Annotated in this window: 30 protein-coding genes; 12 read left to right on the top strand and 18 right to left on the bottom strand. The window is 59.1% G+C overall.

What is annotated here, in order from left to right; translation table 11 throughout:
- The first annotated feature begins 4 nt into the window (after positions 1-4).
- The 3 genes from IE127_RS05405 (at position 5) to IE127_RS05395 (ending at position 2,499) form a co-directional block, all read left to right on the top strand.
- Positions 5-556, top strand: coding sequence for a GNAT family N-acetyltransferase (locus tag IE127_RS05405; RefSeq protein ID WP_189424088.1), 552 nt, complete (start codon positions 5-7; stop codon positions 554-556).
- A 117-nt stretch (positions 557-673) separates the two neighbouring features.
- Positions 674-1,300, top strand: coding sequence for a CoA pyrophosphatase (locus tag IE127_RS05400; protein WP_189424086.1), 627 nt, complete (start codon positions 674-676; stop codon positions 1,298-1,300).
- Complete coding sequence (locus IE127_RS05395) at positions 1,297-2,499, top strand: CCA tRNA nucleotidyltransferase (RefSeq protein WP_189424084.1); 1,203 nt, start codon at positions 1,297-1,299, stop codon at positions 2,497-2,499. The genes IE127_RS05400 and IE127_RS05395 overlap by 4 nt, the downstream gene beginning before the upstream one ends.
- Here the strand turns inward: IE127_RS05395 and IE127_RS05390 are convergent, their stop codons facing one another.
- Positions 2,500-2,688 carry a DUF1059 domain-containing protein gene (locus IE127_RS05390; RefSeq protein ID WP_189424082.1) on the bottom strand — a complete coding sequence of 63 codons (189 nt, stop codon included), beginning with the start codon at positions 2,686-2,688 and terminating at the stop codon, positions 2,500-2,502. It abuts the gene before it with no gap.
- Between the two features lie 65 nt (positions 2,689-2,753).
- Positions 2,754-3,902 (bottom strand): AAA family ATPase, encoded by a 1,149-nt coding sequence (locus IE127_RS05385; RefSeq protein ID WP_189424080.1) that lies wholly within the window; start codon positions 3,900-3,902, stop codon positions 2,754-2,756.
- A 138-nt stretch (positions 3,903-4,040) separates the two neighbouring features.
- Here IE127_RS05385 and IE127_RS05380 point away from each other — a divergent pair, with 138 nt between their 5' ends.
- Positions 4,041-4,610: a DUF2062 domain-containing protein gene (locus IE127_RS05380; RefSeq protein WP_189424078.1), complete on the top strand. Its 570-nt coding sequence runs from the start codon at positions 4,041-4,043 to the stop codon at positions 4,608-4,610.
- Here IE127_RS05380 and hemF read toward each other — a convergent pair.
- Positions 4,607-5,506, bottom strand: coding sequence for an oxygen-dependent coproporphyrinogen oxidase (gene hemF, locus IE127_RS05375; protein WP_189424076.1), 900 nt, complete (start codon positions 5,504-5,506; stop codon positions 4,607-4,609). The two genes, IE127_RS05380 and hemF, sit on opposite strands and share 4 nt — an antisense overlap.
- Positions 5,503-5,973, bottom strand: a complete 471-nt coding sequence (locus tag IE127_RS05370) for a tRNA (cytidine(34)-2'-O)-methyltransferase (RefSeq protein WP_189424074.1) — start codon at positions 5,971-5,973, stop codon at positions 5,503-5,505. Before IE127_RS05370 ends, hemF begins: the two co-directional genes overlap by 4 nt.
- Positions 5,974-6,206: 233 nt before the next feature.
- On the opposite strand from IE127_RS05370, the gene petA reads away from it, so the two are divergent.
- The 5 genes from petA (at position 6,207) to IE127_RS05345 (ending at position 11,004) form a co-directional block, all read left to right on the top strand.
- Positions 6,207-6,731, top strand: coding sequence for a ubiquinol-cytochrome c reductase iron-sulfur subunit (gene petA, locus IE127_RS05365; protein WP_189424072.1), 525 nt, complete (start codon positions 6,207-6,209; stop codon positions 6,729-6,731).
- A gap of 10 nt (positions 6,732-6,741) precedes the next feature.
- Positions 6,742-7,992 (top strand): cytochrome b, encoded by a 1,251-nt coding sequence (locus IE127_RS05360; RefSeq protein ID WP_189424070.1) that lies wholly within the window; start codon positions 6,742-6,744, stop codon positions 7,990-7,992.
- 17 nt (positions 7,993-8,009) lie between these two features.
- A complete protein-coding gene (locus IE127_RS05355; RefSeq protein WP_373297282.1) occupies positions 8,010-8,867 on the top strand; it encodes a cytochrome c1 in 858 nt (285 codons plus the stop codon).
- Positions 8,868-9,061: 194 nt separating this feature from the next.
- Positions 9,062-10,144 (top strand): DUF4214 domain-containing protein, encoded by a 1,083-nt coding sequence (locus tag IE127_RS05350; protein ID WP_189424067.1) that lies wholly within the window; start codon positions 9,062-9,064, stop codon positions 10,142-10,144.
- 311 nt (positions 10,145-10,455) lie between these two features.
- Positions 10,456-11,004 carry an adenine phosphoribosyltransferase gene (locus IE127_RS05345; protein WP_189424065.1) on the top strand — a complete coding sequence of 183 codons (549 nt, stop codon included), beginning with the start codon at positions 10,456-10,458 and terminating at the stop codon, positions 11,002-11,004.
- Between the two features lie 57 nt (positions 11,005-11,061).
- Here the strand turns inward: IE127_RS05345 and IE127_RS05340 are convergent, their stop codons facing one another.
- The 4 genes from IE127_RS05340 to IE127_RS05325 all read right to left on the bottom strand — a co-directional run bounded on the left by IE127_RS05340 (position 11,062) and on the right by IE127_RS05325 (position 13,937).
- On the bottom strand, positions 11,062-11,412 hold the full coding sequence (locus IE127_RS05340; protein WP_189424063.1) for a hypothetical protein: 351 nt from the start codon (positions 11,410-11,412) through the stop codon (positions 11,062-11,064).
- A gap of 87 nt (positions 11,413-11,499) precedes the next feature.
- Complete coding sequence (gene ychF, locus IE127_RS05335) at positions 11,500-12,597, bottom strand: redox-regulated ATPase YchF (RefSeq protein ID WP_189424061.1); 1,098 nt, start codon at positions 12,595-12,597, stop codon at positions 11,500-11,502.
- A 75-nt stretch (positions 12,598-12,672) separates the two neighbouring features.
- Positions 12,673-13,386 carry an anti-sigma factor gene (locus IE127_RS05330; protein WP_189424059.1) on the bottom strand — a complete coding sequence of 238 codons (714 nt, stop codon included), beginning with the start codon at positions 13,384-13,386 and terminating at the stop codon, positions 12,673-12,675.
- Complete coding sequence (locus tag IE127_RS05325; protein WP_189424057.1) at positions 13,383-13,937, bottom strand: sigma-70 family RNA polymerase sigma factor; 555 nt, start codon at positions 13,935-13,937, stop codon at positions 13,383-13,385. The genes IE127_RS05330 and IE127_RS05325 overlap by 4 nt, the downstream gene beginning before the upstream one ends.
- A 160-nt stretch (positions 13,938-14,097) precedes the next feature.
- On the opposite strand from IE127_RS05325, the gene IE127_RS05320 reads away from it, so the two are divergent.
- Positions 14,098-14,886: a DUF4394 domain-containing protein gene (locus IE127_RS05320; protein ID WP_189424055.1), complete on the top strand. Its 789-nt coding sequence runs from the start codon at positions 14,098-14,100 to the stop codon at positions 14,884-14,886.
- A 68-nt stretch (positions 14,887-14,954) separates the two neighbouring features.
- On the opposite strand, the gene IE127_RS05315 is transcribed toward IE127_RS05320, so the two are convergent.
- The 4 genes from IE127_RS05315 to IE127_RS05300 all read right to left on the bottom strand — a co-directional run bounded on the left by IE127_RS05315 (position 14,955) and on the right by IE127_RS05300 (position 19,240).
- Positions 14,955-15,746 (bottom strand): amino acid ABC transporter ATP-binding protein, encoded by a 792-nt coding sequence (locus IE127_RS05315; RefSeq protein WP_280516634.1) that lies wholly within the window; start codon positions 15,744-15,746, stop codon positions 14,955-14,957.
- Positions 15,747-15,748: 2 nt separating this feature from the next.
- Positions 15,749-16,888 carry an amino acid ABC transporter permease gene (locus IE127_RS05310; protein ID WP_189424053.1) on the bottom strand — a complete coding sequence of 380 codons (1,140 nt, stop codon included), beginning with the start codon at positions 16,886-16,888 and terminating at the stop codon, positions 15,749-15,751.
- A 3-nt stretch (positions 16,889-16,891) separates the two neighbouring features.
- A complete protein-coding gene (locus tag IE127_RS05305; protein WP_189424052.1) occupies positions 16,892-18,112 on the bottom strand; it encodes an amino acid ABC transporter permease in 1,221 nt (406 codons plus the stop codon).
- A 108-nt stretch (positions 18,113-18,220) separates the two neighbouring features.
- Positions 18,221-19,240: an amino acid ABC transporter substrate-binding protein gene (locus IE127_RS05300; protein WP_189424051.1), complete on the bottom strand. Its 1,020-nt coding sequence runs from the start codon at positions 19,238-19,240 to the stop codon at positions 18,221-18,223.
- A gap of 117 nt (positions 19,241-19,357) precedes the next feature.
- On the opposite strand from IE127_RS05300, the gene IE127_RS05295 reads away from it, so the two are divergent.
- A complete protein-coding gene (locus IE127_RS05295) occupies positions 19,358-20,128 on the top strand; it encodes a class I SAM-dependent methyltransferase (protein WP_210310421.1) in 771 nt (256 codons plus the stop codon).
- Positions 20,129-20,132: 4 nt separating this feature from the next.
- Here IE127_RS05295 and pth read toward each other — a convergent pair whose 3' ends face one another.
- The 6 genes from pth to lgt all read right to left on the bottom strand — a co-directional run bounded on the left by pth (position 20,133) and on the right by lgt (position 25,443).
- Positions 20,133-20,873 (bottom strand): aminoacyl-tRNA hydrolase, encoded by a 741-nt coding sequence (pth, locus tag IE127_RS05290; protein ID WP_189424050.1) that lies wholly within the window; start codon positions 20,871-20,873, stop codon positions 20,133-20,135.
- Between the two features lie 74 nt (positions 20,874-20,947).
- The gene (locus IE127_RS05285; RefSeq protein WP_189424049.1) at positions 20,948-21,583 is read right to left on the bottom strand and encodes a 50S ribosomal protein L25/general stress protein Ctc; all 636 of its coding nucleotides are present in this window, start codon (positions 21,581-21,583) and stop codon (positions 20,948-20,950) included.
- A gap of 141 nt (positions 21,584-21,724) precedes the next feature.
- Positions 21,725-22,657, bottom strand: coding sequence for a ribose-phosphate pyrophosphokinase (locus IE127_RS05280; protein ID WP_189424048.1), 933 nt, complete (start codon positions 22,655-22,657; stop codon positions 21,725-21,727).
- Between the two features lie 119 nt (positions 22,658-22,776).
- Positions 22,777-23,541, bottom strand: coding sequence for a peptidoglycan editing factor PgeF (gene pgeF / locus IE127_RS05275; RefSeq protein WP_189424047.1), 765 nt, complete (start codon positions 23,539-23,541; stop codon positions 22,777-22,779).
- Positions 23,538-24,623, bottom strand: coding sequence for a class I SAM-dependent methyltransferase (locus tag IE127_RS05270; RefSeq protein ID WP_244639942.1), 1,086 nt, complete (start codon positions 24,621-24,623; stop codon positions 23,538-23,540). Before IE127_RS05270 ends, pgeF begins: the two co-directional genes overlap by 4 nt.
- Positions 24,610-25,443, bottom strand: coding sequence for a prolipoprotein diacylglyceryl transferase (lgt, locus tag IE127_RS05265; protein WP_189424046.1), 834 nt, complete (start codon positions 25,441-25,443; stop codon positions 24,610-24,612). Before lgt ends, IE127_RS05270 begins: the two co-directional genes overlap by 14 nt.
- Positions 25,444-25,550: 107 nt before the next feature.
- On the opposite strand from lgt, the gene IE127_RS05260 reads away from it, so the two are divergent.
- A complete protein-coding gene (locus IE127_RS05260; RefSeq protein ID WP_189424045.1) occupies positions 25,551-25,796 on the top strand; it encodes an accessory factor UbiK family protein in 246 nt (81 codons plus the stop codon).
- Positions 25,797-25,849 lie beyond the last annotated feature (53 nt).

Raw genomic sequence — 25,849 nt, 5'->3', positions numbered from 1 at the left:
CGACATGATAGCCTCAAGCCTCTCTCCGGCTGCGCCATTGCCTTCCCACATGCCTGGCATTCCTTATGTGCGCCCGGCCACCGAAACCGACGACGAGTTTGTTGCTGACTTGCACGCCCTGGCGTTCGGGCCCGGACGGTATGCCCGCACGGCATTTCGTGTACGCGAACAGTATTCGATCGATCCGAGCCTCAGCCTGATCGCGGAGGTGGATGGCGCGTTGTGCGGCGTGGTCTGGATGACGCCACTCAGCGTTGGTGGGATCAACGGATACATGCTCGGCCCGCTGGCGACACACCCTGCATACCGCAAGCGCGGCGCCGGAAAGCTTCTGGCACGCGAGGTGACGCGGCTGGCACTCGCCCGCGGTGAAGGCAAATTCGTGCTCTTGGTTGGGGATCGGGACTATTACTGCCCGCTGGGCTGGGAGCCCACGGCGCCGGGTGCAATCGTCTGGCCCGGTCCTGTCGACAAGAGCCGTGTGCTGGCTTTTTCGTATGATACCTCCCTGCCATTGCAACTGGCCGGGCCTCTGCAGCCATTCATCGCCTACTGACTTTAGCGGCCCTGCTCTCTGAGTGTTGTCCGCGACAGGACGCAAAAAAGGGTGCGGGCGCCGAGGCGCTCGCCTAGACTGCGATAAAGTGTGCGGCAGGAATCGGAACGGCGCCTCGTGGCTGTCGAAGACATCAGTATTGATCGCATCGTAACCAGGCTTCTCGACCGGCCGCCGGTTCTTTCGGGGCGCGAGCAGCTGGTGCCGGATTGGCGCCCATCGGCACCGCCGGATCGCCCGCCGGTGCCGGCCGCAGTCCTATTGGCGCTTGTCGAACGTCCTGAGGGGTACACAGTGCTTTACACGGAACGCTCCTCGCGTTTGCGTTCGCACTCCGGTCAGATTGCATTCCCAGGCGGCAAGCTCGATCCGGGCGATGCTGATGCTGCCGATGCGGCTTTGCGTGAAGCCGGCGAAGAGGTCGGCTTGCTGCGGTCAGAAGCCAGAGTGTTAGGATTCATGCCCACCTACTTCACCGGAACGAACTACCTGATTACGCCTGTAGTGGCGGTTGTATCGCCCTCGGCGCCGTTCGTGCCCAACCCGGATGAGGTGCAGGCCGTGTTTGAGGTTCCGTTTGCGCGCGTGATTCGTAAGGAAAGCTACTCGACCTACAGTATTCGTCGTGATGGCCGGGAACACAGAACCTGGCAGATCGACCACGAGGGTCACGTTATCTGGGGCATCACGGCCAATCTTACGCGCCAGTTCCGTGATCTCGTGCTGGGTGAGGGCCCCTCATGACGGGGGCAGCGACTGCTGAATCGCGTTTGCGCCTAGCGTCCTGGCGCAAGAACGACAATCTCCAGCGCGCGCTGGCGCTTCTTGATGGGGACGCTGGCCGTTCACGGATCGTGGGGGGACTTGTGCGCGATACGATTCTCGACGTTCCGCGCACACGGCGCGATGTCGATATCGCCACCGAATTCGAGCCTGACACAGTGATCGAGCGGGCCGAAGCCGGGGGTTTCAAGGCCATCCCCACTGGCATTGAGCACGGCACGATTACCCTGAAGCGCGATGACGACCTGTTCGAGGTGACCACATTGCGCGAAGACGTCAAGACCGACGGTAGGCACGCAGTGGTGCAGTTCGGTCAGGATTGGCACGCCGACGCATCACGACGCGATTTCACACTGAACGCACTCTATTCGGATATCGAGGGACAGCTCTTTGATCCGATCGAGGGCTTGTCGGACTGCCTCAATGCGCGTGTGCGGTTTATCGGCGAGGCCGCTCGGCGGATCGCAGAAGATGGTTTGCGAGTCTACCGGTTCTTCCGTTTCACGATCAGCCATGGCCAGGACGTGTTTGATCCCGAGGGTCTCGCTGCGTGTTCCGAGGCCGCCGGAAAGCTTGGACATCTATCCGGCGAGCGGGTTGGCGTTGAGATGCGCAGAATCCTCGAGCTGCCGCGTATAACTGTCGGGTTGCGCCGAATGAGCCAGATCGGTCTCGTCGATGTCGACGCCGATGTGATGGATGCACTCACCGCTTATGAGCGGCAAGTTGCAGAGCCTTCGTTTCTTGTTAGGCTTTGCCTGCTTGCTAAGGCGCGACCAATAGAAGAGTTGCAGCGCCTTTGGCGCTTGCCGAACAGCGAGATCGATCGGTGCCGCAGGATTGGTTTGGCTGCCGGCCTCGTCCAAGCCATGAAGCTCTACGAAGCCATAGTGCGGTATCCGCGGGAAACACACCTGGCACTGGATCTGGCAAGCATTTCGGCAGGTTGGAGCGCCGCTGGAAAGCAGGCGGTGAGCGATCAACTGGAGGCGATTGAGCCGGCACAATTCCCGGTCTCTGGGAGGGATCTACTGGAGCGCGGGCTGCCGCCCGGGCCGGCTCTTGGTCAAGAGCTGTCGCGGCTCGAACGGCTTTGGCTGGATAGCGGACTTAAGCTGTCACGCGATACACTACTTGAGAGCGCCAAGACATCTGAGTGATCAGTGCTTGGTATCATCGACGTCGACGATGCGCTCCTTGATCCGCGCCACCATTTCAGGCCGTACGTCGGTTTCGCCATGCCTTGTTTTAAGGTTTTCTACAGCTTGGCGAACCACTTCGGCTTCGCTCTCGGCTTCCGTATGCCATGTGGAACCGGGAATAAGAGTTCCAGAATCAAAGCGTTTCATCATGTCCTCCTGTGACATTCAGATTGGCTTGCCCAGAAAAACGTCTCCCATGCGCGCGAGTTCCGTCAGATATCATCAACGAAGGTCCCGAGTTTGCCGAGACCTCGCAGCGTCGTTGCTCCGTCATCCCGAATGACCTCGCGGGCGGCTGCTCCTGTCTCGAGTTCGATTGCATCTGCTAACGGCCGCGAGTGCGTGACCACCCAGATCTGACTGCGTTTCGCGGCCTGGGCGATGGCCTTTGCCAGAGCAGGCAGCAGGTCGGGATGCAGGCTCGCCTCGGGTTCGTTCAGCGCGATAAGCGGTGGGAGGCGATATGAGAGGAGGGCGCCGAGCAACGCCAGGAACTGCAGCGTGCCCTCCGAAAGCTCACGCGCCGCAAAGATTCGATGCGGCAAGTCCGGAAAGCGCATGGAGAACTGTGCTCTATCAGTTGGCGGATCAATCACCAGTTGAGCGCCGGGAAACGCTGCATCGATTGCGTCATCAAGGTCGACCGTGTCGCCCCTGATGTGTCGGAGGGTCGCCAGGACCGATGCCAGGTTCGATCCGTCGGCGTCCAGCAATGGAGAGGTGACGGGAAGGCCTGGCCGCCGTATCGGAGCATCGGGATCCGTCCGGAACTGATGATAAAAGCGCCAGCTGGAAAGGGTGTGACGGACCGCCTCGATCTCTGCAAAAACGCCGCCGCCGCGGATCTGCGATAAGGCTGTCTCGCTTGCGAGCAGTTCGTGCTCGAGCAGAATTTTTCTGCCATCGGCATCGCGCGCCCACACGCTGCGCCCCTTGCGCTCCAGAAGCGTGACGGAGCGCCCGCCAGCAGTGACAATAGACAGCTGTTCAGTCTTTACCTGCGCTTCCTGATCAAAGGCTGCGTGCTGAATGACGTCCGGGAACCCGATTTCTATTCGGTAACGCGGTGAGAATGGTGTGTTTTCGTGCCCGAGCACGGACTCGAGGAAAACCTCCAAGGTAATACGCGGTATTTGGTCGCGCCGACGCGGCCCGGCCCAGAAGATTGAGGCGAGGCCGCCCTCCTTGCCGATTTCTCTCGCCAGAGCCCCGGTGGCGGCGTGGTGTACGAGCTCCAAGGCCCGGTACAGATTGGTTTTCCCCACAGCGTTGCCACCGACATATACCGACACGCGACGTACAGGAAACCGCAGGGATTTGACGGATCGATAACCACATATATCGATAACGGTAAGGCTCATGATCTATGCCCCGCACTCCGATTTGCTTTCCACTTTGCCATCGAGTTTGCTAGGTCAGCCTTGTCGGAAATTTACTGGACCGGCAATGGGCGTTGAGGGCCAGTTTTGCCCGGATCTAAAGCAGCACGGAATGGACGCATGGCGTCAAGTTTTCTTGGCAGGCTCAGAAACACGCTGTGGCCCAAAATGGGCTGGCGACGCTATGGCACGTATCTGAGCAAACGCGTGCTTCGGCTTTCAGCGTCGCCACATGCCATTGCGGCAGGTGTCGCTTCCGGGGCCGCTGTATCGATGCTGCCGCTGGTGGGGCTGCACTTTCTGCTGGGGTTCGTTCTGGCATACCTTGTGCGTGGAAATATGGTTGCCGCGGCGATCGGCACCGTATGGGGTAACCCGCTTACCTTTCCGCTATTTTTTGCCCTCTCTTATGAAGTTGGGCACCGTCTGCTCGGCGGTGGCGATGTAAGCCTCGCCGAATCGGCCCGGTTTGAGAGCACTGGCGAACAACTAAGCCAGGGTCTTTTTGCAGGCGGGCTCGATGCCATCTGGCCAACGTTCCAGACCATGTTCATCGGTGCGATTCCGATTGCGGTGCTGGTATTCGCGCTGTTCTATGTGCTTGTGCGCTGGCTGGTGATCAGGTTCCGAACAGCGCGGCAGAAGCGTCTGGCGTTGAAACGCGCCCGCCGCGCCGAGTCCGAAACCTAGGGCCAGCGAACCGCCGGGGGCATGGACGAGAGGATGGAATTGACGTTTCCGCCTGTCTTCAAGCCGAAAGTTGTGCCGCGGTCATAGAGCAGGTTGAACTCGACATAGCGCCCGCGACGGATCAGTTGCTCGTTGCGCTCCTCGTCGTTCCAGGGCGTTTCAAAATTCCTCCGCACGAGCTTGGGGTAGATGTCGAGGAAAGCCTTGCCGACATCCTGCGTGAAAGCGAAATCGTTCTCCCAATCGCCGGAATTATGGTGATCGTAGAAAATACCGCCAATACCGCGCGGTTCGTTGCGGTGCGGCAGGAAGAAGTATTCGTCGCACCAATCCTTGAAGCGCTGATAGTCGATGCCCGGATGGCCTTCACATGCCATTCGCATCGCTTCGTGAAACTCTATAGAGTCTGGATCGTCCTGCGTGCGGCGACGGTCAAGGACCGGGGTAAGGTCGGCACCGCCGCCGAACCATTGCTTGCCGGTGACGATCATGCGGGTGTTCATGTGAACCGCAGGTACGTGCGGGTTCCAGGGGTGCACGATCAGCGAGATGCCCGAGCTCCAAAAGCTGGCGCCCGCCTCGGTGCCCTGGATCTGGCGCGCAAATTCGGGGGTAAATTCGCCGTGGACCGTAGAGATATGGACACCCGCCTTCTCGAATACCCTGCCGCTCAACATCGACATTTCACCGCCGCCGCCGGGCTCGCCACGGTGATCCGTGCGATCCCAAGGGGTGCGTTCGAAGCGGCCCGGCGCCATTTCGGAGTTCGGCTCTACGACTTCATCTTCAATTTTCTCGAATTCGGCGCAGATCATGTCGCGCAGATTGCGAAACCAGGCGCTGGCGCGTTCCTTGCGGGTTTCAGTCTGGTCATCCAGTACGGGCAGGGCAGTCATTTCAGGTCCTTGAACTGATCGGTCTGACGTTTCGCCTCACCGATTAGCAGGGCTCCGGCCAGCGCCACATTGATCGAGCGCAAATTCTCGCGCATTGGCAGGCGGACGCGCGCATCAGCACGGTCAGCCACTTCGTCGGGCACGCCAGCACTTTCGCGCCCCACCATTATCAGGTCATCGCCGCGATAGGCAAAGTCATAGGCGCCATTTGCAGCCTTGGTGGTTCCGAGAACCAGCCGTCTTCCGGCTTGCTGCCGATATTCTTCGAAGGCTGCAAAACTGTTGTGCTCGAACAATTCGACAAGATCGAGGTAATCGAGGCCGGCTCTGCGCAGGCTTGCGCGCGAAAATGGAAAGCCGGTGGGGTGGATGACATGGACTGCGACCCCGAAACAGGCTCCGAAGCGCAGTAATGTGCCGGTGTTCTGGGCGATGTCGGGTTGATAAAGAACGAGGTCGATGGCCATTTGCGTCCAAATCCCGGCGAGTTCGTGCAAGAAGCCGCGAAAGGGGCGGGTATAGTGTCGCATATGGCCCTTGTCACCCTTAGCCATACTGGACAAGCCGTAGCGGTAGTGCAAAAAGGGTCGCCAAATGACGGGCCGCTTTGTGGCGGCCGGTGGGCGATTCCGTTCCCGCAACGAATTCGACCACACGTGGCGCCGGTCCGTCGCTGATTATCGTACGGGGACCAAGCACTTTGGCTACGCAAGCAGAAACGCAAACAACGCGGCGGGATTTCCTTTACGTCGCAACCGGCGCCGTTGCGGCGGTGGGTGTAGGGGCCGTCGCCTGGCCCCTGATCAATCAGCTCAATCCCGACGCCTCGACGCTGGCGCTGGCGACCATTCGCTTCAACCTGGATGGCATCGAAGTTGGGCAGTCGGTGACCATTCTTTGGCGAGGCTTGCCGGTATTCGTGCGCCATCGCACGGAAGAAGAGATCGAAACGGCGCGCGAGACCCCGCTGAGCGAACTCAAGGATCCGCAGACGGACGCTGCGCGTGTCAAGGAAGGCCATGCAGAGTGGCTGGTGATGATCGCCAACTGCACGCATCTGGGCTGCATTCCTGTCGGCGAGTCCGGTGAGTATGACGGCTGGTTCTGTCCTTGCCACGGCTCTGTGTACGACACATCCGGGCGTATCCGGCGCGGTCCGGCTCCGACTAACCTGGTCGTGCCGCCTTATGAGTTTCTCACCGACTCCATGATCGAGATCGGCTAACGGGGTTCCGATGTCAGAGCATTCAACATATTCGCCGTCAAACGGTGCCGAGAAGTGGCTTGATGATCGGCTTCCCGTGGTCAGGTTTGCCAAAGAGCACCTGATGGACTTTCCGACACCGAAGAACCTGAACTATTTCTGGACCTTTGGTGCCATTCTGGTGATGTGCCTAGGCATCCAGATCATCACTGGCATCGTGCTTGCGATGCACTACACGCCGAACATCGCCATGGCTTTCGACTCGGTCGAACACATTCGGCGCGACGTCAACGGTGGGCGTATTATCCAGGCGGTGCACGCCGTCGGCGCCTCGATGTTCTTTGCGGCGCTCTACATTCACATCTTCCGCGGGCTTTATTTCGGCTCGTATAAAGCCCCGCGCGAAATCTTGTGGATCCTCGGCGTCATCATCTTCATCCTGACGATGGCAACTGCCTTCATGGGTTACATTTTGCCTTGGGGTCAGATGAGCTTTTGGGGCGCAACCGTTATCACCAACATCTTCTCGGCCGTGCCGATCGTTGGCGAGAGCCTGCAGGTGTTGCTGCGCGGCGGGTTTGCGGTGGGTAACCCGACTCTCAACCGCTTCTTCTCGCTGCACTATCTGCTGCCGTTCATCATCGCTGCAGTTGTTGCGTTGCACATCTGGGCGCTGCACGTGCCGGGCAACAACAACCCGATTGGCGTCGAGGTGAAGTCGAAGCGCGATACGGTGCCCTTCCATCCGTACTATACGATGAAGGACATGTTCGCGATGGTGGTGTTCCTCATCCCATTTGCGTGGTTCGTGTTCTTTGCACCCGACATTCTCGGCCACCCCGACAACTACATTCAGGCGAACTCGCAGGTTACCCCGGAACACATCGTGCCTGAGTGGTACTTGCTGCCATTCTACACCATCCTGCGCGCTATCGATTTCAACGTGCTGTTCATCGACTCCAAGCTCGGTGGTGTCATCGCGATGGCCGGCTCGATGCTGTTGCTGGTGGTGCTGCCGTGGCTTGATCGGTCGCCGGTACGTTCGGGCAATTTCCGTCCGTTGTTCCGCTGGTTCTACTGGCTGTTCGTGATCAACTTCATCGGCCTGACCTATCTTGGTGCGCAGCCGGCGGAAGGCATCTACACGCTGCTCGCCAAAATCTGTGTGGCCTACTACTTCATCTACTTCCTGGTCATCCTGCCGCTGCTCTCACGCATTGAGACACCCAAGCCGCTGCCGACCAGCATTTCCGAAAGCGTGCTCAAGAAAGCGCACGCGTGAGGACAGGGCAAAAGAGCATGATGTCAAATCGTATCGTAATCGCTGCTATCGCTCTGGCTGGGGCTTTGCTTGCAGGCCCAGCCCTGGCGGCGGAAGAAGGTGGCGGGCACTCGACCCCGCACATCGATCGTGTGGACTGGAGTTTCGCCGGTATCTTCGGCACCTATGACGAGCACCAGTTGCAGCGTGGCTTTCAGGTATACCGTGAAGTCTGCGCGAGCTGCCACAGCGCGCGTCTGTTCGCCTTTCGCAATCTTTCAGAGGAGGGTGGTCCTGGCTTCTCAGAGGCACAGGTTCGCGCCCTCGCGGCTGAATACCAGGTGCCGGACGACAGCGCTGATGGAGAGACCCGTGCTGCTATTCCGGCAGATCGCTGGCCGTCGCCTTACCCGAGCGACCAGGCTGCGAGAGACGCAAACGGCGGGGCCCTTCCCCCCGACTTTTCGGTTTTGGCAAAAGCGCGCGGTGTGAGTGATCCGTTTCCCACATGGGCATTCAATTACTTCACTGCCTATCAGGAAGGCGGCGTTGACTACATCCACGCTTTGCTGACGGGCTACGAGGAAGCGCCCGAGGGCTTCGATCTGCAGCCGGGCCAGTATTACAACGAGGTGTATCCGGGCCACGCGATCTCGATGCCGCCGCCGCTCGTTGACGGTGTTGTCGACTATGCAGATGCCGAGGCCGGTGGTGCCGAGGTGCCTGAAACGGTCGAGCAGTACTCTCGAGATGTCTCTGCCTTCATGATGTGGCTTGCCGAACCGCACCTCGCTTCGCGAAAGGCAGCCGGCTTCCGCGTCATTCTGTTCCTGGTCCTGTTCGCCGGCCTGATGTACGCGACCAAGAGCCGGATCTGGAAGGGTATCGAACACTGATCTTGTGTTCTTTGAGAAGAGAGAACAGGGGGCTTCGGCCCCCTTTTTTTGTGCGGTGGGAACCGGAACCGTGCGCGATTGTTTGGCAAATGCGGGCGGGCAGCGGCCAATGATGCATTCATTCGCCGTTCAGGCGAGCAGGTACAGTCTCGCGATCACGGCCCAGCGGCCACGGGTAATTTGAGGAGCTTTTCATGGCATACGAGACACGTCAGTTCTCGACAGTTCGTCCGGGTTCGCAGAACCAGATTTTTTATGAAGACCTCGGCTACGGAAACAACACGGACGATCGGTTCGTGATACCCACCTCGGGGCTAAGCTCCTTCAACCTCACCATCAACGATGATCAGCTGGCGAATAACGATGCGAACTATGCGTCGGCTTTGATCGTGCGTGTCTACGGGCAATCCTTCTTCGAAGAATATGCATATGTCGACTTCACGAACGCCAGCTTCAGCGATGCCGCGTATGAGCTCGCGGACTATTACGCCGACCGCGGCTTCATCGTCTACGACGACGAGACCGACTTCGAATTGCGTATCTCCCCGCGGTCAGGCGAGACAGTGACGGTCGATATTGCCGGGGCCCTTTATGATAACGCTGGCCAGCTCTATGGCGGCAGTGCTGAGCCAATAAGCTACACGGTGGCGATCTCCGACATCCAAGGGTCCGGCGGCGGCGGAGGCGGCGGGATCGTATCGGGCGATAACGGCAACAACTTCGTCTATTTCGCCCAGGTCGGCGAGTACTATGACGGCGAGGGCGGTCGGGATACGGTATATTTCCAGCAGCAATCCGGCAGCTACAGCATCGACGTTCAGAATACAAACACCGTGGTTGTGAACGGCGTTTCCTTGTTCGATGTTGAGCGTCTCGACTTTGCTAACGGAACGCTGGCGCTCGATATCAATGGTAGCGCCGGATACATGTATCGCCTGTATCAGGCTGCCTTTGGCCGTGACCCGGATATCGACGGACTGAGCTTTTACGTCGAGGCGACGGACAACGGCCAGTCGCTTATCCGCAGCGCGGCGATCTTCATCGACTCGCCCGAGTTTCGCGAGCTCTATGGTACTAACTTGCCGGACGATGCCTTCATCAACGAGCTTTATTTCAATGTGCTTGATCGTGGCGCCGATCAGTCGGGGCTCAACTACTGGAATCAGCAGATGGACAATGGCATGAGCCGGGCGGAAGTGCTGGCACGGTTCGCCGATAGTCCAGAGAACCGGCAGCAGGTGCTGCCCGAAATCGATGACGGCATCTGGCTCAACTGATTTCGGCTCTAACGCGCTGACGTGATCATGCAACCTCTTGCCAACTCGGCGAGGGGTTGCAATTTATTGGGGGCTTGATTGCAGGGAGAAAGTCGATGCCGGTCATGCGTTTGGCTATTGCCGTTGCCGGGGCCGCGGTCACCTTGAGCCGCAACCCCCTGGTGCGAGCCGGGGTTCGTTCCGCCTTGTCTAATCCTCAAACACGTGACGCAGCAATTGCAGCGACACGCAGCGCTGCCTACAATGCCGGCGTTCTAGCCCGGCATATTACCGGGCGGCGCGCGCGCTGACACAATTGGGCAAGGCTGATCATGACGCTTTACGAGGATAGGCTCGACCTAGAGGCGCTTGTGCGCGCCATTCCCAATTATCCAAAGCCCGGTATCCTTTTCCGAGACATTACAACCCTCATTGAACATCCGCAGGGCCTGAGGGTTACGATAGAGCGCATGGCGGAGGCTGTCCGGGAACACAGCTTCACTCATGTGGCTGGCATCGAGGCGCGTGGGTTCATCTTTGGCACCGGTGTCGCAATGGCCTTGGGCTTGGGCTTTGTTCCGGTGCGCAAGAAGGGCAAGCTGCCGGGCCAGACGATCGGCCAGAATTACGCACTGGAATATGGGGTTGATACGATCGAGATCCACGACGACGTGCTCGATGCTTCCCATAATGTTCTGCTTGTTGACGATCTTGTCGCAACAGGCGGAACAGCAATTGCTGCCGTCAATTTGATCCGGCGAACTGGCGCCACTATCGATAAGGCCAGTTTCGTCATCGATCTTCCAGATATCGGCGGAGCCGAGAAGCTGCGTGACAACGGCGTCGATGTGCATGCAGTGCTGACATTCGCCGGGGACTAGGTCGGCTCGGCTAAGCAATTATTGCGTCCGTCGACCTTTAGTCGTTGGCAGACCTTCTTAGGGCCCTATCGGGGTGCAGAGCATGGCGACTGCCTGACTGGTCTCAAGCTGGATTGCTGTGCCGTAGGATGGGTCCGCCACCAGACGTCCGGCCTCTATGCCCTTTTCCACCATCAGCGGCCCGGCTTCAAAGGCTACGCCATCGGTATAAACGGTCATGGTGCCCGTGCCAGAGGCCGGATCGCCATAAGCGGTCGAGGCGAAGCCATAGACGGGGCCGTATATCGTCAGGATCCCTGCATCGCGTGCGTCCGTGTCCCTGCATCCCCAACTGCCATTGGCGGATTGAGCCATGGCGGGTAGCGCTGAAACTGCAAGAAGGGCGGTGATGAGGGCGAATCGCTGCATGATCAGAGATTGGCCCGACCGCCTGCGGCTGACAAGTACCGCACATTGTGCCGAACGGCTCGCAACAGGCGGGCCGTCGACAGATCGCTAGTTATTGAACTTGAACATCATCACATCGCCATCCTTGACGACGTATTCCTTGCCTTCGTCTCGTGCCTTGCCGGCATCGCGGGCTGCCACTTCGCCGCCAAGCTCGACGAAATCCTGAAAGGCGATGGTTTGTGCGCGAATGAAGCCTTTCTCGAAATCGGTGTGGATCACGCCGGCGGCCTGAGGTGCCCGATCACCTTTGTGGATCGTCCAGGCGCGGGCCTCCTTCGGTCCTACCGTGAAATAGGTCTGCAGGCCCAAAAGGTCGTAGGCCTCGCGGATAAGCCGATTCAGTCCCGGTTCCTTGAGTTCCAGCGTTCCGAGATATTCAGCCTGCTCTTCATCTGGCAGCTGTGCCAGCTGGCTTTCGATCTCGGCCGAGATCACCACCACGCCAGCGTCACGCTCTTTCGCGTATTGCTCGACCTTGCGCGAGTTCTCATTGCCGGTTGCCGCCGAGCCTTCGTCGACATTGCAGACATAAAGAATCGGCTTGCTGGTCAGCAGTTGCAGTTCGCGGAAAGCCTTCTCCTCTTCGGCGCTGCGCTCTACTAGGCGCGCCGACTGTCCTTCACGAAGCAGTGCCAGAGAACGATGGATGAGGTCGATGGTAACCTTGGCTTCCTTGTCGCCGCCTTTGGCACGCTTCTCGAGTGCGGGGAGGCGCTTTTCGAGACTTTCGAGGTCGGCCAACATCAGTTCGGTTTCCACGACCTCCGCGTCAGCAAGCGGGTCGACCCGGTTATTGACGTGCAGGACGTTGTCATCCTCGAAGCAGCGCAGCACATAGGCAATGGCATCGCATTCGCGGATATTGGCCAGGAACTGATTGCCAAGGCCTTCGCCTTTGCTGGCGCCCTTCACCAGCCCTGCAATGTCGACAAAACTCATCCTTGCGGGAATGACGTTTGAGGACTTGCCGATTTCGGCCAGCTTGCCGAGCCGTTCATCCGGCACGGCGACCTCGCCAACATTCGGCTCGATCGTGCAAAATGGAAAGTTGGCCGCCTGCGCGGCAGCAGTACGCGTCAAAGCGTTGAACAGGGTCGATTTGCCGACATTGGGCAGCCCGACAATGCCCATCTTGAATCCCATCGGATCCTCCAAACGTTCGTTGGCCTCTCCTTCGGCGGGATGAGCTTCGATGTCAATGCCGGGCAGCTTAAGCTGCTAAAGGACGGGATTTCGGGCGAAACCCTTGACCAGGATCGGGCCAGTCGGGCGACCGGTGGGAGACCCTGGAGCCTGTTCCAGCGTTATCTCATAGAGCTGCCCGGGTTGCGGCTCCGGCAGGTCGGGCCCGGTCAGCATCGCCTCACGGGTCTCATCCAGTGTACCAAGCGAAACAGGGCCGGTTTCTGCATCAGGCAAGGTCCAGACCTCAAGGACCTGCCCTTGCGGTACTTCGAAGGTTTCTAGGGGGACGAGGTGCACGCTGTCATCGCCGAAAGCTTCGACGATTACTGCAGGGCTTGCACTGGTCTCATCAAGCAACACGGCGATGACCCTTGGTTCCGGCGGAGCCAGCGTCGTCGCGCCGAGTATGTACCCAAAGCCCAGCGCTACCACCGCGCAGGCTGCCAGCGCCATCCAAGGAGTGCCGGGCGCCTGCTGCGAGGTCTTCTTAGAGATTGGGACCACAGTCGTTTGTGGCTCGTCCGTAGCCGGATTATCCAACGCGGCTTCAATACGCGCCCAAAGCGCTGCCGGCGCCTCGGTTTCGGAGACATTGTCCAGCGAGAGCATACGGTCCGACAGATCGGCAACGAGGTGCGCCAGTTCCGGATCGCTTGCCAACTCCTGTTCGAAGGCACGCAGTTCGGGCCCATTCATCGTGCCGAGGACATAGTCGCCGGCGGCGGCCTGTTTCCCTTCCCTGGTCATGACAGGCAGTCCTGCAAGGCAATGGTGCCTCGCCGTATCCAGGCCTTCACAGTCCCTAGGGGTGCCTTGAGTGTCGCTGCCACCTCCCCGTGGCTCAGGCCGGTGACATAGCAGAGCAGGATCGCCCGGCGCTTCGGTTCATCCAGACGTGACAGGCACAGCTTCAAAGAATCGCGTTCCTCCAGCGCATCGAACGCGGCCATAGCGTCAGCAGCACGATCGCCGAGATCCGTCAGCGTCTCTGTATCGTGATAGTCCATACGGTGGCCGTCTCTCAGTAAATTGAGTGCGCGGTTGCGAACGATTCTCGTGATCCAAGCACGCGCAGAGCCGCGGCTGCTATCAAATTGGGTTGCGCTTCGCCAGATGGCGAGGAAGCTCTCCTGAACAACTTCTTCGGCAAGATCCCGCCGCCGCACGATGCGTTGTGCCACAGCGACGAGCCGGGCGCCTTCGGCATCGAAAAGGCTGGCGAGAGCGGCACGTTCGCCTTTCGCGATCCGCAGGATCAGGCCATCGGCGTCATCTGTGTTCGGGGCCCCAGCGAGCATGCAATTCCTCCTGCGCGAGGCTTATCGATACACATCGAACCGGGGTTAGCCTACCAACCCACAAATATTTTTTCTGCCTGCATCCAGCGGACGGTTCTCGTGTGTACAGCGAGTGTGACGGGAACGAACCCTTCACTGAAACCAGTATCAGGAGACGTCTATGACCCGTACTCTATCGCTTGGCCTTCTCACCGGCAGCGCACTTGTCGCACTTACCACCGTTGCACAGGCCGCACCTGCGATCGGTCTGATAGGCGACCGCACGCTCGTCATGTTCGATACGGAAACGCTCGAAGTCAGCGGCACCATGGAAGCCGCAGGCGTCGAGATGCTGCACGGCATCGACGTCCGCCCCGCCAACGACATGCTCTATGGCGTCGCCGATGGCACGAGCGTCGTAACCATTGATCTCGACACCGGCGAGACAACTGAAGCCTCTACTTTGTCAGAGACTCTTCCCGAAGGTGTCGATGCGATCGTTGACTTCAATCCAATGGCCGACCGCCTTCGCTTCATGGGGACCGATGGTACGAACCTGCGCGCCAATGTCGACGATGGATCGGTGACTGTCGATGGCTCACTGGCTTTCGAGAGCGCGGACATGCACGCGGGAGAAACCCCGGACATTGTTGCTGCGGCCTACACCAATTCCTACGGCCAGCCTGAATCAACCGCCATGTACGATATCGATGCAACCATCGTGGCGTTGATCCAGCAGATCGCACCGAACGACGGCACACTGGCTGCTATTGGAAAGCTGGGCATTGACGGCGCGGACCACTATGCCTTCGACATCATGTCCAACGAGGCGCTCGAGAACACTGCCTACCTCGTTGCCGCAAACGTGCTCTATACGGTCGATCTTGAAAGTGGAGAAGCGACCGAACTCGGCATGATCGAGGGGCTCGAAGACATGGGGATGGTCCGCGACGTGGCGCTACTTCCCTGATCCGTCGTTCCTTCCTGACGGATGAGGCTCGGCAAGCTTTGGCTTGCCGAGCCTTTTGGTTTGGGCCTCTAGTGCAGGATCTGGCTTAGGAACAATTTGGTCCGCTCGTGCTGCGGATTCGAGAAGAACTCTTCCGGCTCGTTCTGCTCGATGATCTGACCTTGGTCCATGAAGATGACGCGATTGGCCACCTGCCGGGCGAAGCCCATTTCGTGGGTGACGCAGATCATCGTCATCCCGTCCTCCGCCAGCTTGACCATCACATCCAGCACTTCCTTGATCATTTCGGGATCGAGGGCTGAGGTCGGCTCGTCGAAGAGCATGATTTTAGGGTTCATGCACAGAGACCGGGCGATAGCCACACGCTGCTGCTGTCCGCCAGAAAGCTGACCTGGGTATTTGTTCGCCTGCTCGGGAATCTTCACCCGCTCAAGATACTTCATGGCGGATTCCTCCGCCTCTGCCTTCGGCGTGCCACGGACCCAGATCGGCGCCAGCGTCAGATTCTGCAGGATCGTCAGGTGCGGGAACAGATTGAAATGCTGGAACACCATGCCAACCTCGCGCCGCACCTCGTCGATGCGCTTGAGATCGTTAGTGAGTTCAACACCATCGACAATGATCTGCCCGTCCTGGTGCTCCTCAAGACGATTTATGCAGCGGATCAGCGTCGATTTGCCGGACCCTGAAGGGCCAGCGATAACGATGCGCTCGCCGTTCATAACTTTCAGATTGATGTCACGAAGTACGTGAAAATCGGCGAACCACTTGTTCATGCCGATGATTTCGACGGCGACATCCGTTTCGGATACCGCCATGCGGGAGCGGTCGGCCTGCGGAGCCTCCATGGCTGTTGTCATGATTATCTCCTGTGACCGGTATGGAGCCGGTTTTCCATGTAGATCGAATAGCGGGACATGCCAAAGCAGAACAGCCAGAAGACGAAGCCGGCAAAGATGTAGCCGGTCACCGCATCTGTCGGAAACTGCCAGGCGATGTCTGAACTTGCCGCGCGCACCGTGTTGAGCAACTCGAAAATGCCGATAATCGACACGAGCGAAGTGTCCTTGAACAGGGCAATGAACGTGTTCACGATGCCTGGTATGACGTGTTTCAACGCCTGGGGCAGGGTGATGAGAGCGACGGTCTTAGGCTTGCTGAGGCCAAGGGCAAAGGAGGCTTCGCTCTGTCCGCGTGGAATTGCCTGAAGCCCGCCACGCACCACCTCGGCCATATAGGCGGATTCAAACAGGCAAATGCCGATAATGGCGCGTAGCAGCACGTCGGGCTGCATGCCCTGTGGTGTAAACAGAGGGAACATCACCGATGCCATAAACAGCACGGTGATCAGTGGTACCGCACGCCAAAGCTCAATGAAGGCGATGCAGAACCCCTTGATGACCGGCAGGCGAGACTGACGGCCAAGAGCCAGCAGGATGCCGACCGGCATGGAGACGATGATCCCGATCAGCGAGATGATCAGCGTCAGCGTCAGGCCGCCCCAGCGATTGGTTGGAACGCTTTCAAGACTCAGGATCCCGCCTGCCATAAGGAAGAAGGCAACGAACGGGAACACCAGGAAAAACAACACCGCAGCTGTGCGCGTGAACGGGGCGCGCGGCGCCAGAAGCGGGATCATCAGGATCACGCCGATGAGGAACATCAGGTTGATGCGCCAGATTTCCTCGGGCGGATAGAAGCCGTAAATGAAGAAGCTGAACCGTGCCTGGATGAAGATCCAGCAGGCGCCGACGCCTTCGAAACGGCACGCCTCGCCGCGCAGTCCCTCGGGATCGGAAAAGACGGCATCGGCAACGAGGAAGTTCCATATCGGAATGGCAAGCCAGATGATCAACGCGAGGCCGACAATCGTCAGCAAAGAGTTGGCTGGCGATGAAAACAGGTTCTCGCGCATCCAGGCGGAGATGCCGGTCGTACTCTTTGGCGGCGGCAAAGCCTCGGCCATTTCGGTACGAACATAGGTCAATGATCTATCAGCCATGACTCAACGCTCCACCAGCGCGACGCGCGAATTGTACCAGTTCATGAATAGCGACGTGACCAACGAGAAGGTGAGATAGACCGCCATGGTGAGCGCTACAATTTCAACAGCACGACCGCTCTGATTGATTGCGGTGCCCATGAAAACGTTGACCAGTTCGGGGAAGGCGATGGCCGCACCAAGCGACGAATTCTTCGTCAGATTGAGGTACTGGCTGGTAAGAGGCGGCACGATGATGCGCATCGCCTGCGGGATGATGACGAGCCGCAGCCTGTCGCCATCCTTGAGCCCGAGTGCTGCAGCGGCTTCCACCTGGCCGTAGTTGACGGCCTGAATGCCTGCTCGAACAATCTCGCCGATAAAGGCCGCAGTGTAGAAAACGAGGCCGGCGACGAGCGCAGTAAATTCAGGCGGTACGACGAATCCGCCGGCGTAATTGAAGCCCTGACGTACGGGCAGGTTGAACGCGACCGGCACCTGGAAGACAAAGTAGGCGACGATCGGAATGATCAGGATTATTCCCAGCATTGGCAGAAGCACCGGCTTACGTGTGCCTTCCGCCATCATCGCCTTTACCTGCCGGCGACGAAACCAAACGGCTATGACAACTGCCACAACGATCGAGATCAGCAAAGCGATGAACCGGCCGTCCGTCATCAGCCTGGGCATATAGAGCCCGCGCTGATTAAGAACGACGAGACCGGCCTCGCCGACTTCGACACCACCATAACTCTGAGCGACTGGCGGCATCGCGTTGAGCAGCACAAAGTACCAGCAGAGCAATTGCAGCAGAAGCGGCACGTTGCGCGCTACTTCGACATAAACCATCGCCAGCTTGCGGATCAGGAAGTTCGGCGACAGGCGGGCGACGCCGAGGATGAAGCCGACAATGGTTGCGAGCACGATACCGACCGCCGCAACGAGCAGCGTGTTCAGTATGCCGGCAAGATAGACTTCGCCGTAGGTTGAGTTTCTGTCGAACGGGAAAAGAGTAAAGCTGATGTTGAAGCCAGCTGTGGAATTCAGAAAGCCAAAGCCGGTATTGCGCCCTTGGGCTGCCATGTTGGCGGCGGCATTGCTTTGCAGCCACCAGAACAGCAGGGCCACGCCGATAAGAAGAAGGGCCTGGTACGCAATACCGCGAGCCGTCGGATTATAAAAAAGAGAAGGGTCGATCGATGAACGGGCAGTTTTGCCCGATCGCTTCTCCGAGACGTCTGCCATGTGTCGGGTTCCTCAACCTGCCGTTGTCGGAACGGACACGGTATCGCGCGTGACCGTTAGACAATACGCCCGGGCACGAAAGTGTCCGGGCGCAAGAGACAAGTTAGTTTAGCGGATCGGCGGCGCGTACATGATGCCGCCATTGGTCCAGAGCTGGTTCACACCGCGCGGGATGTTGATATCCGTGTCGGCACCGACATGGCGCTCATAGGACTCGCCGTAATTGCCGACGTGCTTGATGATCCGATAGGCCCAATCGGTCGGAAGGCCGATTGGCTCGCCGAATTCGCCCTCAACACCGAGCAGACGACGGATCGCCGGATTATCGGACTCGAGCATCTCGTCGACGTTTTCCGACGTCACGCCCAGCTCTTCGGCGTTGATCATCGCAAACAGTGTCCATTTGGCGATGTCAAACCACTGCCAGTCATCAGAGCGCACGGATGGGCCAAGCGGCTCTTTGGAGATGATCTGCGGCAGAATAACGTGAGCGTCCGGATCGGAGAAGGTCGAGCGTTCTGCAGCAAGAGCAGACGAGTCCGTGGTGAACACGTCGCAGCGGCCGTCGAGATAGGCCTGAACCACTTCGTCCTGGTTGACGAACACGACGGCGTTCGACAGATCCATATCGTTGGCAGCGAAGTAGTCCGCAGCGTTCAGCTCGGTTGTGGTGCCGGATTCGATGCAGACTGCTGCGCCGGAAAGCTCGAGCGCAGATGTGACGCCGGAATCTTCACGAACCATGAAGCCCTGGCCATCGTAGAACATTGTTCCTGTGAACGAGATACCAAGATCCGTATCGCGGCTCATCGTCCAAGTGGTGGTGCGAGACAAAACGTCGATATTGCCGTTCGCAAGGCTTTCAAAGCGGACCTGCGAGGTCAGCGGCGTGTAGCGGACTGCCTCCGGGTCATCGAAGATGGCTGCGGCCATGGCCTTGCAGAAATCCACTTCGAGCCCAGTCCAGTTGTTGTTCTCATCCGGGAATGAGAAGCCGGGAACGCCTTCAGTCACGCCGCATTGGATGTAGCCGTTTTCTTCCACAGCATCGAGAGTTTGCGCCATCGACGTCGAGGCGGTCGTCGCCAGAGTGGCGGCCGCGGCGAGCATCACAATATGCTTTTTCATCATTGTTGCCTTTGTTTCCTAACCTGACCTGGTTCTGTGCCAGCAGTTGCTGCTGAAACAGTTCCGTCGTGGTGCTAATTTTTCTTCTGCACTCACTTGTCGACATCGAGCCTCGTTTTGACGAAGCCGTCAAGTGGTTACGGTGCGATTATAAGCAAGTGTGTGGGGCTGCCTATTTGTAAAGCAACTCGGTCGAGAATTAGCTCCGGGCGCGAGCATGCGCTATTTCAATGGGCAAATGCCCACTTTTCAGGGGAAGTGATGGCAGAAGACGCACGGTTTTGGAACCGCATGGCGCGCCGCTATGCGGCACAGCCTGTGGCTGATCAGGCTGTTTATGAGGAGAAGCTGCACAGAACGCGCCGATATCTTTCGAGCGAATCGCAAGTTCTGGAGTTCGGCTGCGGCACAGGATCCACGGCTTTGCTGCACGCGCCTTATGTCGCCAACATCGTCGCTATCGATTTTTCGAAGGAAATGATTTCGATCGCGCGCGAAAAGGCACGAGGGGCCGGCATCGATAACGTTCACTTCGAAGTTGCCGGGATCGAAGCCTATGACGTTGGGCGCGCCAGCTTTGATGCGGTGCTAGGCCTTAGCGTGTTGCATCTGGTGCGAGACAAGCAGGCCGTGGTGAACACGGTCTATACGATGCTTAAACCTGGCGGCGTGTTTGTTTCTAGCACTGCGTGTGTGGCTGATACCCGTCTAGGATTTCTCAGGTATGTCGCCCCGCTCGGGCGCGCCATCGGCCTGCTGCCGTTCCTCGATGTGATGACCCATGAAGCCTTGCTGGACTGCCATCGCAAAGCCGGGTTCGAGATTCTGGAGGACTGGCAACCGAGCGCAGAAAAGGCGGTGTTTGTGATTGCTAGGAAGCCGGCTTGACGGATCAATCCTTGTTGAAGAGCTTCTTGAGCATGTCGGCCATCGGCCCGGATTTTGGCAATTCGGCCTGCGTACGCGGCTGCCGGGCCTGGCGGACATGGCTTCGGCCCTTTGCAGCGGGAGCGGCGGCTGGTTCGGGTGGAGTTGCACGCTTTTTCTGTGGAGCGGTCGACTCGGGGCCGGCGACCGCGAGGGAAATCTTGTTCATCAGGCTGCCGTCCTCGCCGCTCACCAGCAGGTCCGCATTGGCGCCAAGCGTTTCCAGCAGGGGGACAAGCCACTCACGATCGGCTTTCGAAAAGTCGCCGAGGACGTGCGGGGTCACCAGTTCCTTGCTTCCGGGATGCCCAATTCCCAGCCGGACGCGGCGATAGTCACGCCCAAGTTGAGGATCGATGGAGCGAAGGCCGTTATGGCCGCCATTACCGCCACCGGCCTTTATCCGCACCTTGCCGGGGGCCAGGTCGAGCTCGTCATATAGGACGGTTATGTCGGCAGGGGATAGCTTATAGAATTGAGCCGCCTGCTGAACGCTGTCGCCGGAGCGGTTCATGAACGTCTGCGGCTTGAGCAAAAGCACCTTCTCGCCACTCAAAGTGCCCTCGGCCAGCAGACCGGCAAACTTTTGGCGGTACGGGCCGAAATTGTGCGCGCGTGCAATCTCGTCCACCGCCATGAAGCCGATATTATGACGGTTGTTTTCGTATTGTGCGCCCGGATTTCCGAGGCCGACGAGCAGTTTCATGTGTTGTGCCTGCACAAATGAAAGAGGCGGCCAGAAGGCCGCCTCCATTACTAACACGCAAGAGCGTTCGAGGACTATTCCTCTTCAGAATCGTCGCTTTCGTCGGCCTCAGACTCTCCGTCTTCGGACTCAGCGGACCGGAGGCTGGACGGAGCCACAACGGTTGCGATGGTGAAGTCGCGGTCGGTAATCGTCGGCGTCACACCCTGCGGAAGGGTCACAGACGAGATGTGGATCGAATCGTTGATCTCGGTGCCTGTCAGATCGACGACGATCTCTTCCGGGATCGACTCGGCCGGGGCCGTGACGGAGACCGTGTGGCGAACGATGTTCAGCGTGCCGCCGCGCTTCAGGCCGGGGCTTGCATCCTCGTTGATGAACGTCACGTGCACTTCAACATCGAGCGTCGCGCCCTTGGCAACGCGCAGGAAGTCGACATGGATCGGGAAATCCTTCACCACTTCCAGCTGGTAGTCGCGCGGGATCACGCGGTGCTTGGTGCCATCGACATCCAGATTGATCACGTGCGACAGAAAGCCGCCGGAATAGATCGCCTTGTGGATCTCGTTGTAGGGGAGGGCGATGCTCATCGGAGGCTTCTTGTCGCCGTAGATGACGGCAGGGACGAGTCCCTGACGACGCAGTGCACGAGCGGCCCCCTTGCCGACCCGGTCACGCGCCTGAGCTTTAAGCTCTGCGGTCTGTGCCATGGTATATCCATTTCATGGGCTGGTGCATGCAATCACCACGAAAGCATGCGCGCCCGTCCTCCAGGGGTGACGAGCGCTTCATGGCGCGCGCATATAGAGCATTGGCTGGCGTTGCGCAAGCAATCCGACGGGACGGCGAGCCTAGTCGAGCAGGCTGGAGACGCTTTGCTCACTCGCGGTGCGGGCGACTGCCTCGCCAATAAGCGATGCGATCGATAGCTTGCGGATGTTGGGTGCTGAGGACACCTCCGGAGTGGCAAGAATGGAATCGGTCACGACGAGTTCGTTGAGCTTCGATGCCGCGATGCGTGCCGACGCATTCTCTGACAAGACTCCGTGGGTGATGTAGGCGGATACATCCTTGGCGCCGGCATTGAGCAGGGCCTCGGCGGCATTGATCAAAGTGCCCCCGGAATCAATGATGTCGTCAATAAGGATACAGGTCTGGCCTTCGACATCACCGATGATGTTCATCACTTCAGAAACGCCGGCGCGGGGGCGTCGTTTGTCAACAATGGCAAGGTTCGCGCCAATGCGGCTGGCAACGTTTCGTGCGCGTTTCACGCCGCCGACGTCGGGCGAAACGATCATCACCTTTTCGAGGTCGTGCCGGTCGCGGATGTCGCGCACCATGACGGGGGCGGAAAATAGATTGTCTGTGGGTATATCGAAAAAGCCCTGGATCTGTTCGGCGTGCAGATCAAGCGTCAACACCCGGTTTGCGCCCGCCTCGGTGATCAGGTTGGCGACCAGCTTGGCGGAAATCGGCGTGCGCGATGCCGATTTGCGGTCCTGACGGGCGTAGCCAAAGTAGGGGATCACCGCCGTGATGCGCCGTGCTGAGGAGCGCTTCAGCGCGTCGCAGATGATCAGCAGTTCCATCAGGTTGTCGTTCGCAGGATACGATGTCGACTGCAGGACGAAGACGTCCTCGCCGCGTACATTTTCCTGGATCTCAACAAAAATTTCGTTGTCGGCGAACCGCTTGACCTCGCAGTCGGTCAGGGGGAGTTCAAGATATTTGGCGACGCTTTCGGCCAGAGGGCGGTTGGAATTGCCAGTGACCAGTTTCATCGCACGATCCTGTTTTCAACATGCGCCGCAAACCCGTGGGCGCACCCCAGTTTCGGGGGCACGTTTAGCGGCCTGAAACGAGCAGCGCAATGCAGCAGATGACGCCTGGGTGAATGAATCTATATCCTGTGACGAGCGATCACCGCCAACTGGCGTCCGGTCGTCGTCTGGTGATGCGTCGCGTATCGATGCGAATAGTAGGTTTCCGGGCTTGCATAGGTGCAGCCGCCCACCCGTTCGATTTTACTGACGCCGGATGCGCGCAGCCGTGAACCCACATAGCCCGGCAGGTCGAAGTGCTCACGTGCGCCATTGTTCCTGGTGAAATACGGTTCCGCTTCGGGTCTGGTCGCAAGAAACTGAGCCATGAATTCGGCACCCACCTCATAATTCTCTGCCGAAATTGTAGGGCCGATCGCTGCCACGATCGTTTCGTGTCGCGCGCCGCGTGCCAGCATTTCATCGATGACCGCCTCGAGCACACCATCACGGGCCCCGCGCCAGCCGGCGTGAGCGGCGCCAATGACGCCATAAGCGGGATCGGCCAGCAGTATCGGTGTGCAGTCGGCAGTCAGTATCCCAAGTGCCAGACCAACGGTGGTCGTCACCATGCCGTCGGCTTCTATCGTGCCTGACGGAACAGCTTCGAGAACCTCCACGCGGGCGGAGTGGATCTGGCGGAGAACAACAAGACTGTCAGAGGGAAAGCCGAGTTCTGCAGCGATTCTCGCCCGGTTCGTTGTTACATCCTCAGGCGAGTCTTGGGTGCTGGCACCTGCGTTCAGCGAAGCGTAGGGAGCCGCAGAGACGCCGCCGCGACGACCAAAAAAACCGTGCCGCAGGGCGGGCACGTTCAGTAGTGCGCTTTGCTCGTAAGGAATCACTCCACGAACCCGTGCGGTTTCAGGCCGGGGCTCGCCGCGCAAAATGCCTTGAAGAGCGTGCCCATGCCTTTCTCACCGATCAACCTGTCTCTCGCGACGGTAATCGCGTCGGCATGATCAGGATTGGCTTTCACGAGAGCAGCCGCGCGTTCGCCAATCCCCATCCGCCAGAGGAAGGTTCCCTGGTCCAGCAGCGGATGAACCTCGAGGCCGGTGCGACTGGTAACGGCCTTGAGCGCGTTGAAGTCGACATGGGCCGAAAGGTCAGTTTCTCCCGGGGCCTCAAGTGGATCAGCGTAGCGATGCTGGCGCACGGCCTGGAGGGTCTCGCCCACGCCGGTTTCGGGGTAGCCATAATCTATGGCGAGGATGGCGCCACCGCGTCGTGCGACCTGCACCGCGAGGCGGCCCATCACCTCTCCGGCGGTGATGCCGACCTCAAACACCTCGCCCGGTTCCGCATTCTGCACAGCTTCCGGCATTGCCGTGGGCGGTATCGCGGTTGGCCCAAGCCCGAAGCCCAGCCTGTCATCGATCAGCCCGACCAACCGCTCGCGCCAGCCATCCGCATCGCGCACGAACTGGCGGATCGGCAGTGCGTCAAAGAACTCGTTGGCAACAACCAGTAGCGGCCCATCTTCCAGTTCATCGAACTCGTCCACCCATTTTGGCTGGTACTCGCTCAGTTGCAGGCGTTGCTGCTCGATCAGTGCAGGGTTGGTTTCGAGCAGATTGATGCGCACGGCTTCTCGGAAACCTTCGGCGCGGCAGGCGACGCGCATGATGTCGCTCATCAGAGTGCCGCGTCCTGGGCCGAGTTCGAGCAGATTGAAGGGGTTTGGCTCTTGCATCTGTTGCCACAGATTAACAAGAAAGAAGCCGACCAGTTCACCGAACATCTGGCTGATTTCCGGTGCGGTGACGAAGTCTCCAGCAGCCCCAAGTGGGTCAGCGCGGCGGTAATAGCCTTGCTTGGGATGCGTCAGGCAAAGGCCCATATAGCTGGCGATTGACATCGGCCCCTGAGAGCGGATCTGCATCTCGATGAGGTCCGAAAGTTCTCGGGATTCAGGCTCTGACATTGGACCTCCGGGAAGAATAGACGACGAAGCCGATGCCGATGAGCACCATTGGCAGGCTGAGAACTTGGCCCATCGTCAGCCAGCCGCCGTAGATGTAGCCAATCTGGGCGTCCGGCAGACGAACGAACTCCACCGCAATCCGCGACAGGCCGTAGCCGATGCCGAATATCCCGGTGACGAGGCCAGGTCTGCGCAGACCGTGGAAGACGTGCGTTGCAATGCGAATAATGACGAACAACAGCAAACCTTCGAGCACGGCTTCGTAAAGTTGGCTTGGATGGCGCGCAACCTGGAACGGGTCTGTTGGAAATACGACCCCCCAAGGCACATCGGTCGGGGCGCCGTAGAGTTCGGCGTTGACGAAATTCGCGAGGCGCCCAAGAAAGATCCCGATGGTGGCGACGCAGGCCAAAAGGTCGACTGCCGACCACAAATTGCCCTCACGTTTTCGCGTGAACAGCAATGCCGCGACAACAAGCCCCAGCATGCCTCCGTGATACGCCATGCCTCCATCCCAGACGGCGAATATCTCCGCTGGGTTCGAGACGTAATAGGGCAGGTTGTAGAAAAGTACGTAGCCAAGACGGCCTCCGACGACGATGCCCAGCACGGCCCAGGAGGCGAAGTCCCAGATATCGGGGGCCGGGAATGGCGGCGCATTACGTGCCCAAAGGGATCGTCTTGCGAGCAGCGCGTAGCCGTATGCAGCGCCCAGACCGACCCCAGCCAGATAGGCCAGCGCATACCAATGCACTGTGAACGGGCCGAACGAAAAGGCGACGGGATCGATCTCGGGAAAGGGCACGCGATGTCGCTCCATAAGGGTTGGCGGACCATTGCCATTTCACCCGCTCTGGTCAAGCCGCCCACAAACCCCTAAAAAGGCGCTATAGGCGAACTGACCACACCAGCTTCAGGAATACGGCCATGAATCAGAACAACAGGATTTTCGACGATCTCGGACGCCTGATGAACGAGGCGGCCGGCGTTGCGGACGGGGTCCGCCGGGAAGCGGAAACAGTCATGCGCGCGCAAGCCAACCGCATTATCGCCGATATGGATCTGGTCAAGCGCGAGGATTTCGATGCCCTGCGCGAGCTCGTTCAGGTGCAGAGCGAAGAAATTGACCAGTTGAAGGACGAACTGGCAAAGCTGAAGGGCAAGGCTGACTAGGCTGGAGACCTGCCAGCACGTAAGCGGCACGAGCTCCAACCGTGATCTGCCGT

The organism is Devosia pacifica (assembly GCF_014652635.1).
Classification (GTDB): Bacteria; Pseudomonadota; Alphaproteobacteria; order Rhizobiales; family Devosiaceae; genus Devosia; species Devosia pacifica.
Note: the sequence above shows the minus strand (reverse complement) of the source record. Positions and strands in the feature narration are given on the sequence as shown.

Coding starts and splice junctions, on each gene's coding strand:
- IE127_RS05405 (WP_189424088.1), top strand. CDS start 5: ATGATAGCCTCAAGCCTCTCTCCGGCTGCGCCATTGCCTTCCCACATG.
- IE127_RS05395 (WP_189424084.1), top strand. CDS start 1,297: ATGACGGGGGCAGCGACTGCTGAATCGCGTTTGCGCCTAGCGTCCTGG.
- IE127_RS05390 (WP_189424082.1), bottom strand. CDS start 2,688: ATGAAACGCTTTGATTCTGGAACTCTTATTCCCGGTTCCACATGGCAT.
- IE127_RS05385 (WP_189424080.1), bottom strand. CDS start 3,902: ATGAGCCTTACCGTTATCGATATATGTGGTTATCGATCCGTCAAATCC.
- IE127_RS05380 (WP_189424078.1), top strand. CDS start 4,041: ATGGCGTCAAGTTTTCTTGGCAGGCTCAGAAACACGCTGTGGCCCAAA.
- hemF (WP_189424076.1), bottom strand. CDS start 5,506: ATGACTGCCCTGCCCGTACTGGATGACCAGACTGAAACCCGCAAGGAA.
- IE127_RS05370 (WP_189424074.1), bottom strand. CDS start 5,973: ATGGCCATCGACCTCGTTCTTTATCAACCCGACATCGCCCAGAACACC.
- IE127_RS05360 (WP_189424070.1), top strand. CDS start 6,742: ATGTCAGAGCATTCAACATATTCGCCGTCAAACGGTGCCGAGAAGTGG.
- IE127_RS05355 (WP_373297282.1), top strand. CDS start 8,010: ATGATGTCAAATCGTATCGTAATCGCTGCTATCGCTCTGGCTGGGGCT.
- IE127_RS05350 (WP_189424067.1), top strand. CDS start 9,062: ATGGCATACGAGACACGTCAGTTCTCGACAGTTCGTCCGGGTTCGCAG.
- IE127_RS05345 (WP_189424065.1), top strand. CDS start 10,456: ATGACGCTTTACGAGGATAGGCTCGACCTAGAGGCGCTTGTGCGCGCC.
- IE127_RS05340 (WP_189424063.1), bottom strand. CDS start 11,412: ATGCAGCGATTCGCCCTCATCACCGCCCTTCTTGCAGTTTCAGCGCTA.
- ychF (WP_189424061.1), bottom strand. CDS start 12,597: ATGGGATTCAAGATGGGCATTGTCGGGCTGCCCAATGTCGGCAAATCG.
- IE127_RS05330 (WP_189424059.1), bottom strand. CDS start 13,386: ATGACCAGGGAAGGGAAACAGGCCGCCGCCGGCGACTATGTCCTCGGC.
- IE127_RS05325 (WP_189424057.1), bottom strand. CDS start 13,937: ATGCTCGCTGGGGCCCCGAACACAGATGACGCCGATGGCCTGATCCTG.
- IE127_RS05320 (WP_189424055.1), top strand. CDS start 14,098: ATGACCCGTACTCTATCGCTTGGCCTTCTCACCGGCAGCGCACTTGTC.
- IE127_RS05315 (WP_280516634.1), bottom strand. CDS start 15,746: ATGACAACAGCCATGGAGGCTCCGCAGGCCGACCGCTCCCGCATGGCG.
- IE127_RS05310 (WP_189424053.1), bottom strand. CDS start 16,888: ATGGCTGATAGATCATTGACCTATGTTCGTACCGAAATGGCCGAGGCT.
- IE127_RS05305 (WP_189424052.1), bottom strand. CDS start 18,112: ATGGCAGACGTCTCGGAGAAGCGATCGGGCAAAACTGCCCGTTCATCG.
- IE127_RS05300 (WP_189424051.1), bottom strand. CDS start 19,240: ATGAAAAAGCATATTGTGATGCTCGCCGCGGCCGCCACTCTGGCGACG.
- pth (WP_189424050.1), bottom strand. CDS start 20,873: ATGAAACTGCTCGTCGGCCTCGGAAATCCGGGCGCACAATACGAAAAC.
- IE127_RS05285 (WP_189424049.1), bottom strand. CDS start 21,583: ATGGCACAGACCGCAGAGCTTAAAGCTCAGGCGCGTGACCGGGTCGGC.
- IE127_RS05280 (WP_189424048.1), bottom strand. CDS start 22,657: ATGAAACTGGTCACTGGCAATTCCAACCGCCCTCTGGCCGAAAGCGTC.
- IE127_RS05270 (WP_244639942.1), bottom strand. CDS start 24,623: ATGTCAGAGCCTGAATCCCGAGAACTTTCGGACCTCATCGAGATGCAG.
- lgt (WP_189424046.1), bottom strand. CDS start 25,443: ATGGAGCGACATCGCGTGCCCTTTCCCGAGATCGATCCCGTCGCCTTT.
- IE127_RS05260 (WP_189424045.1), top strand. CDS start 25,551: ATGAATCAGAACAACAGGATTTTCGACGATCTCGGACGCCTGATGAAC.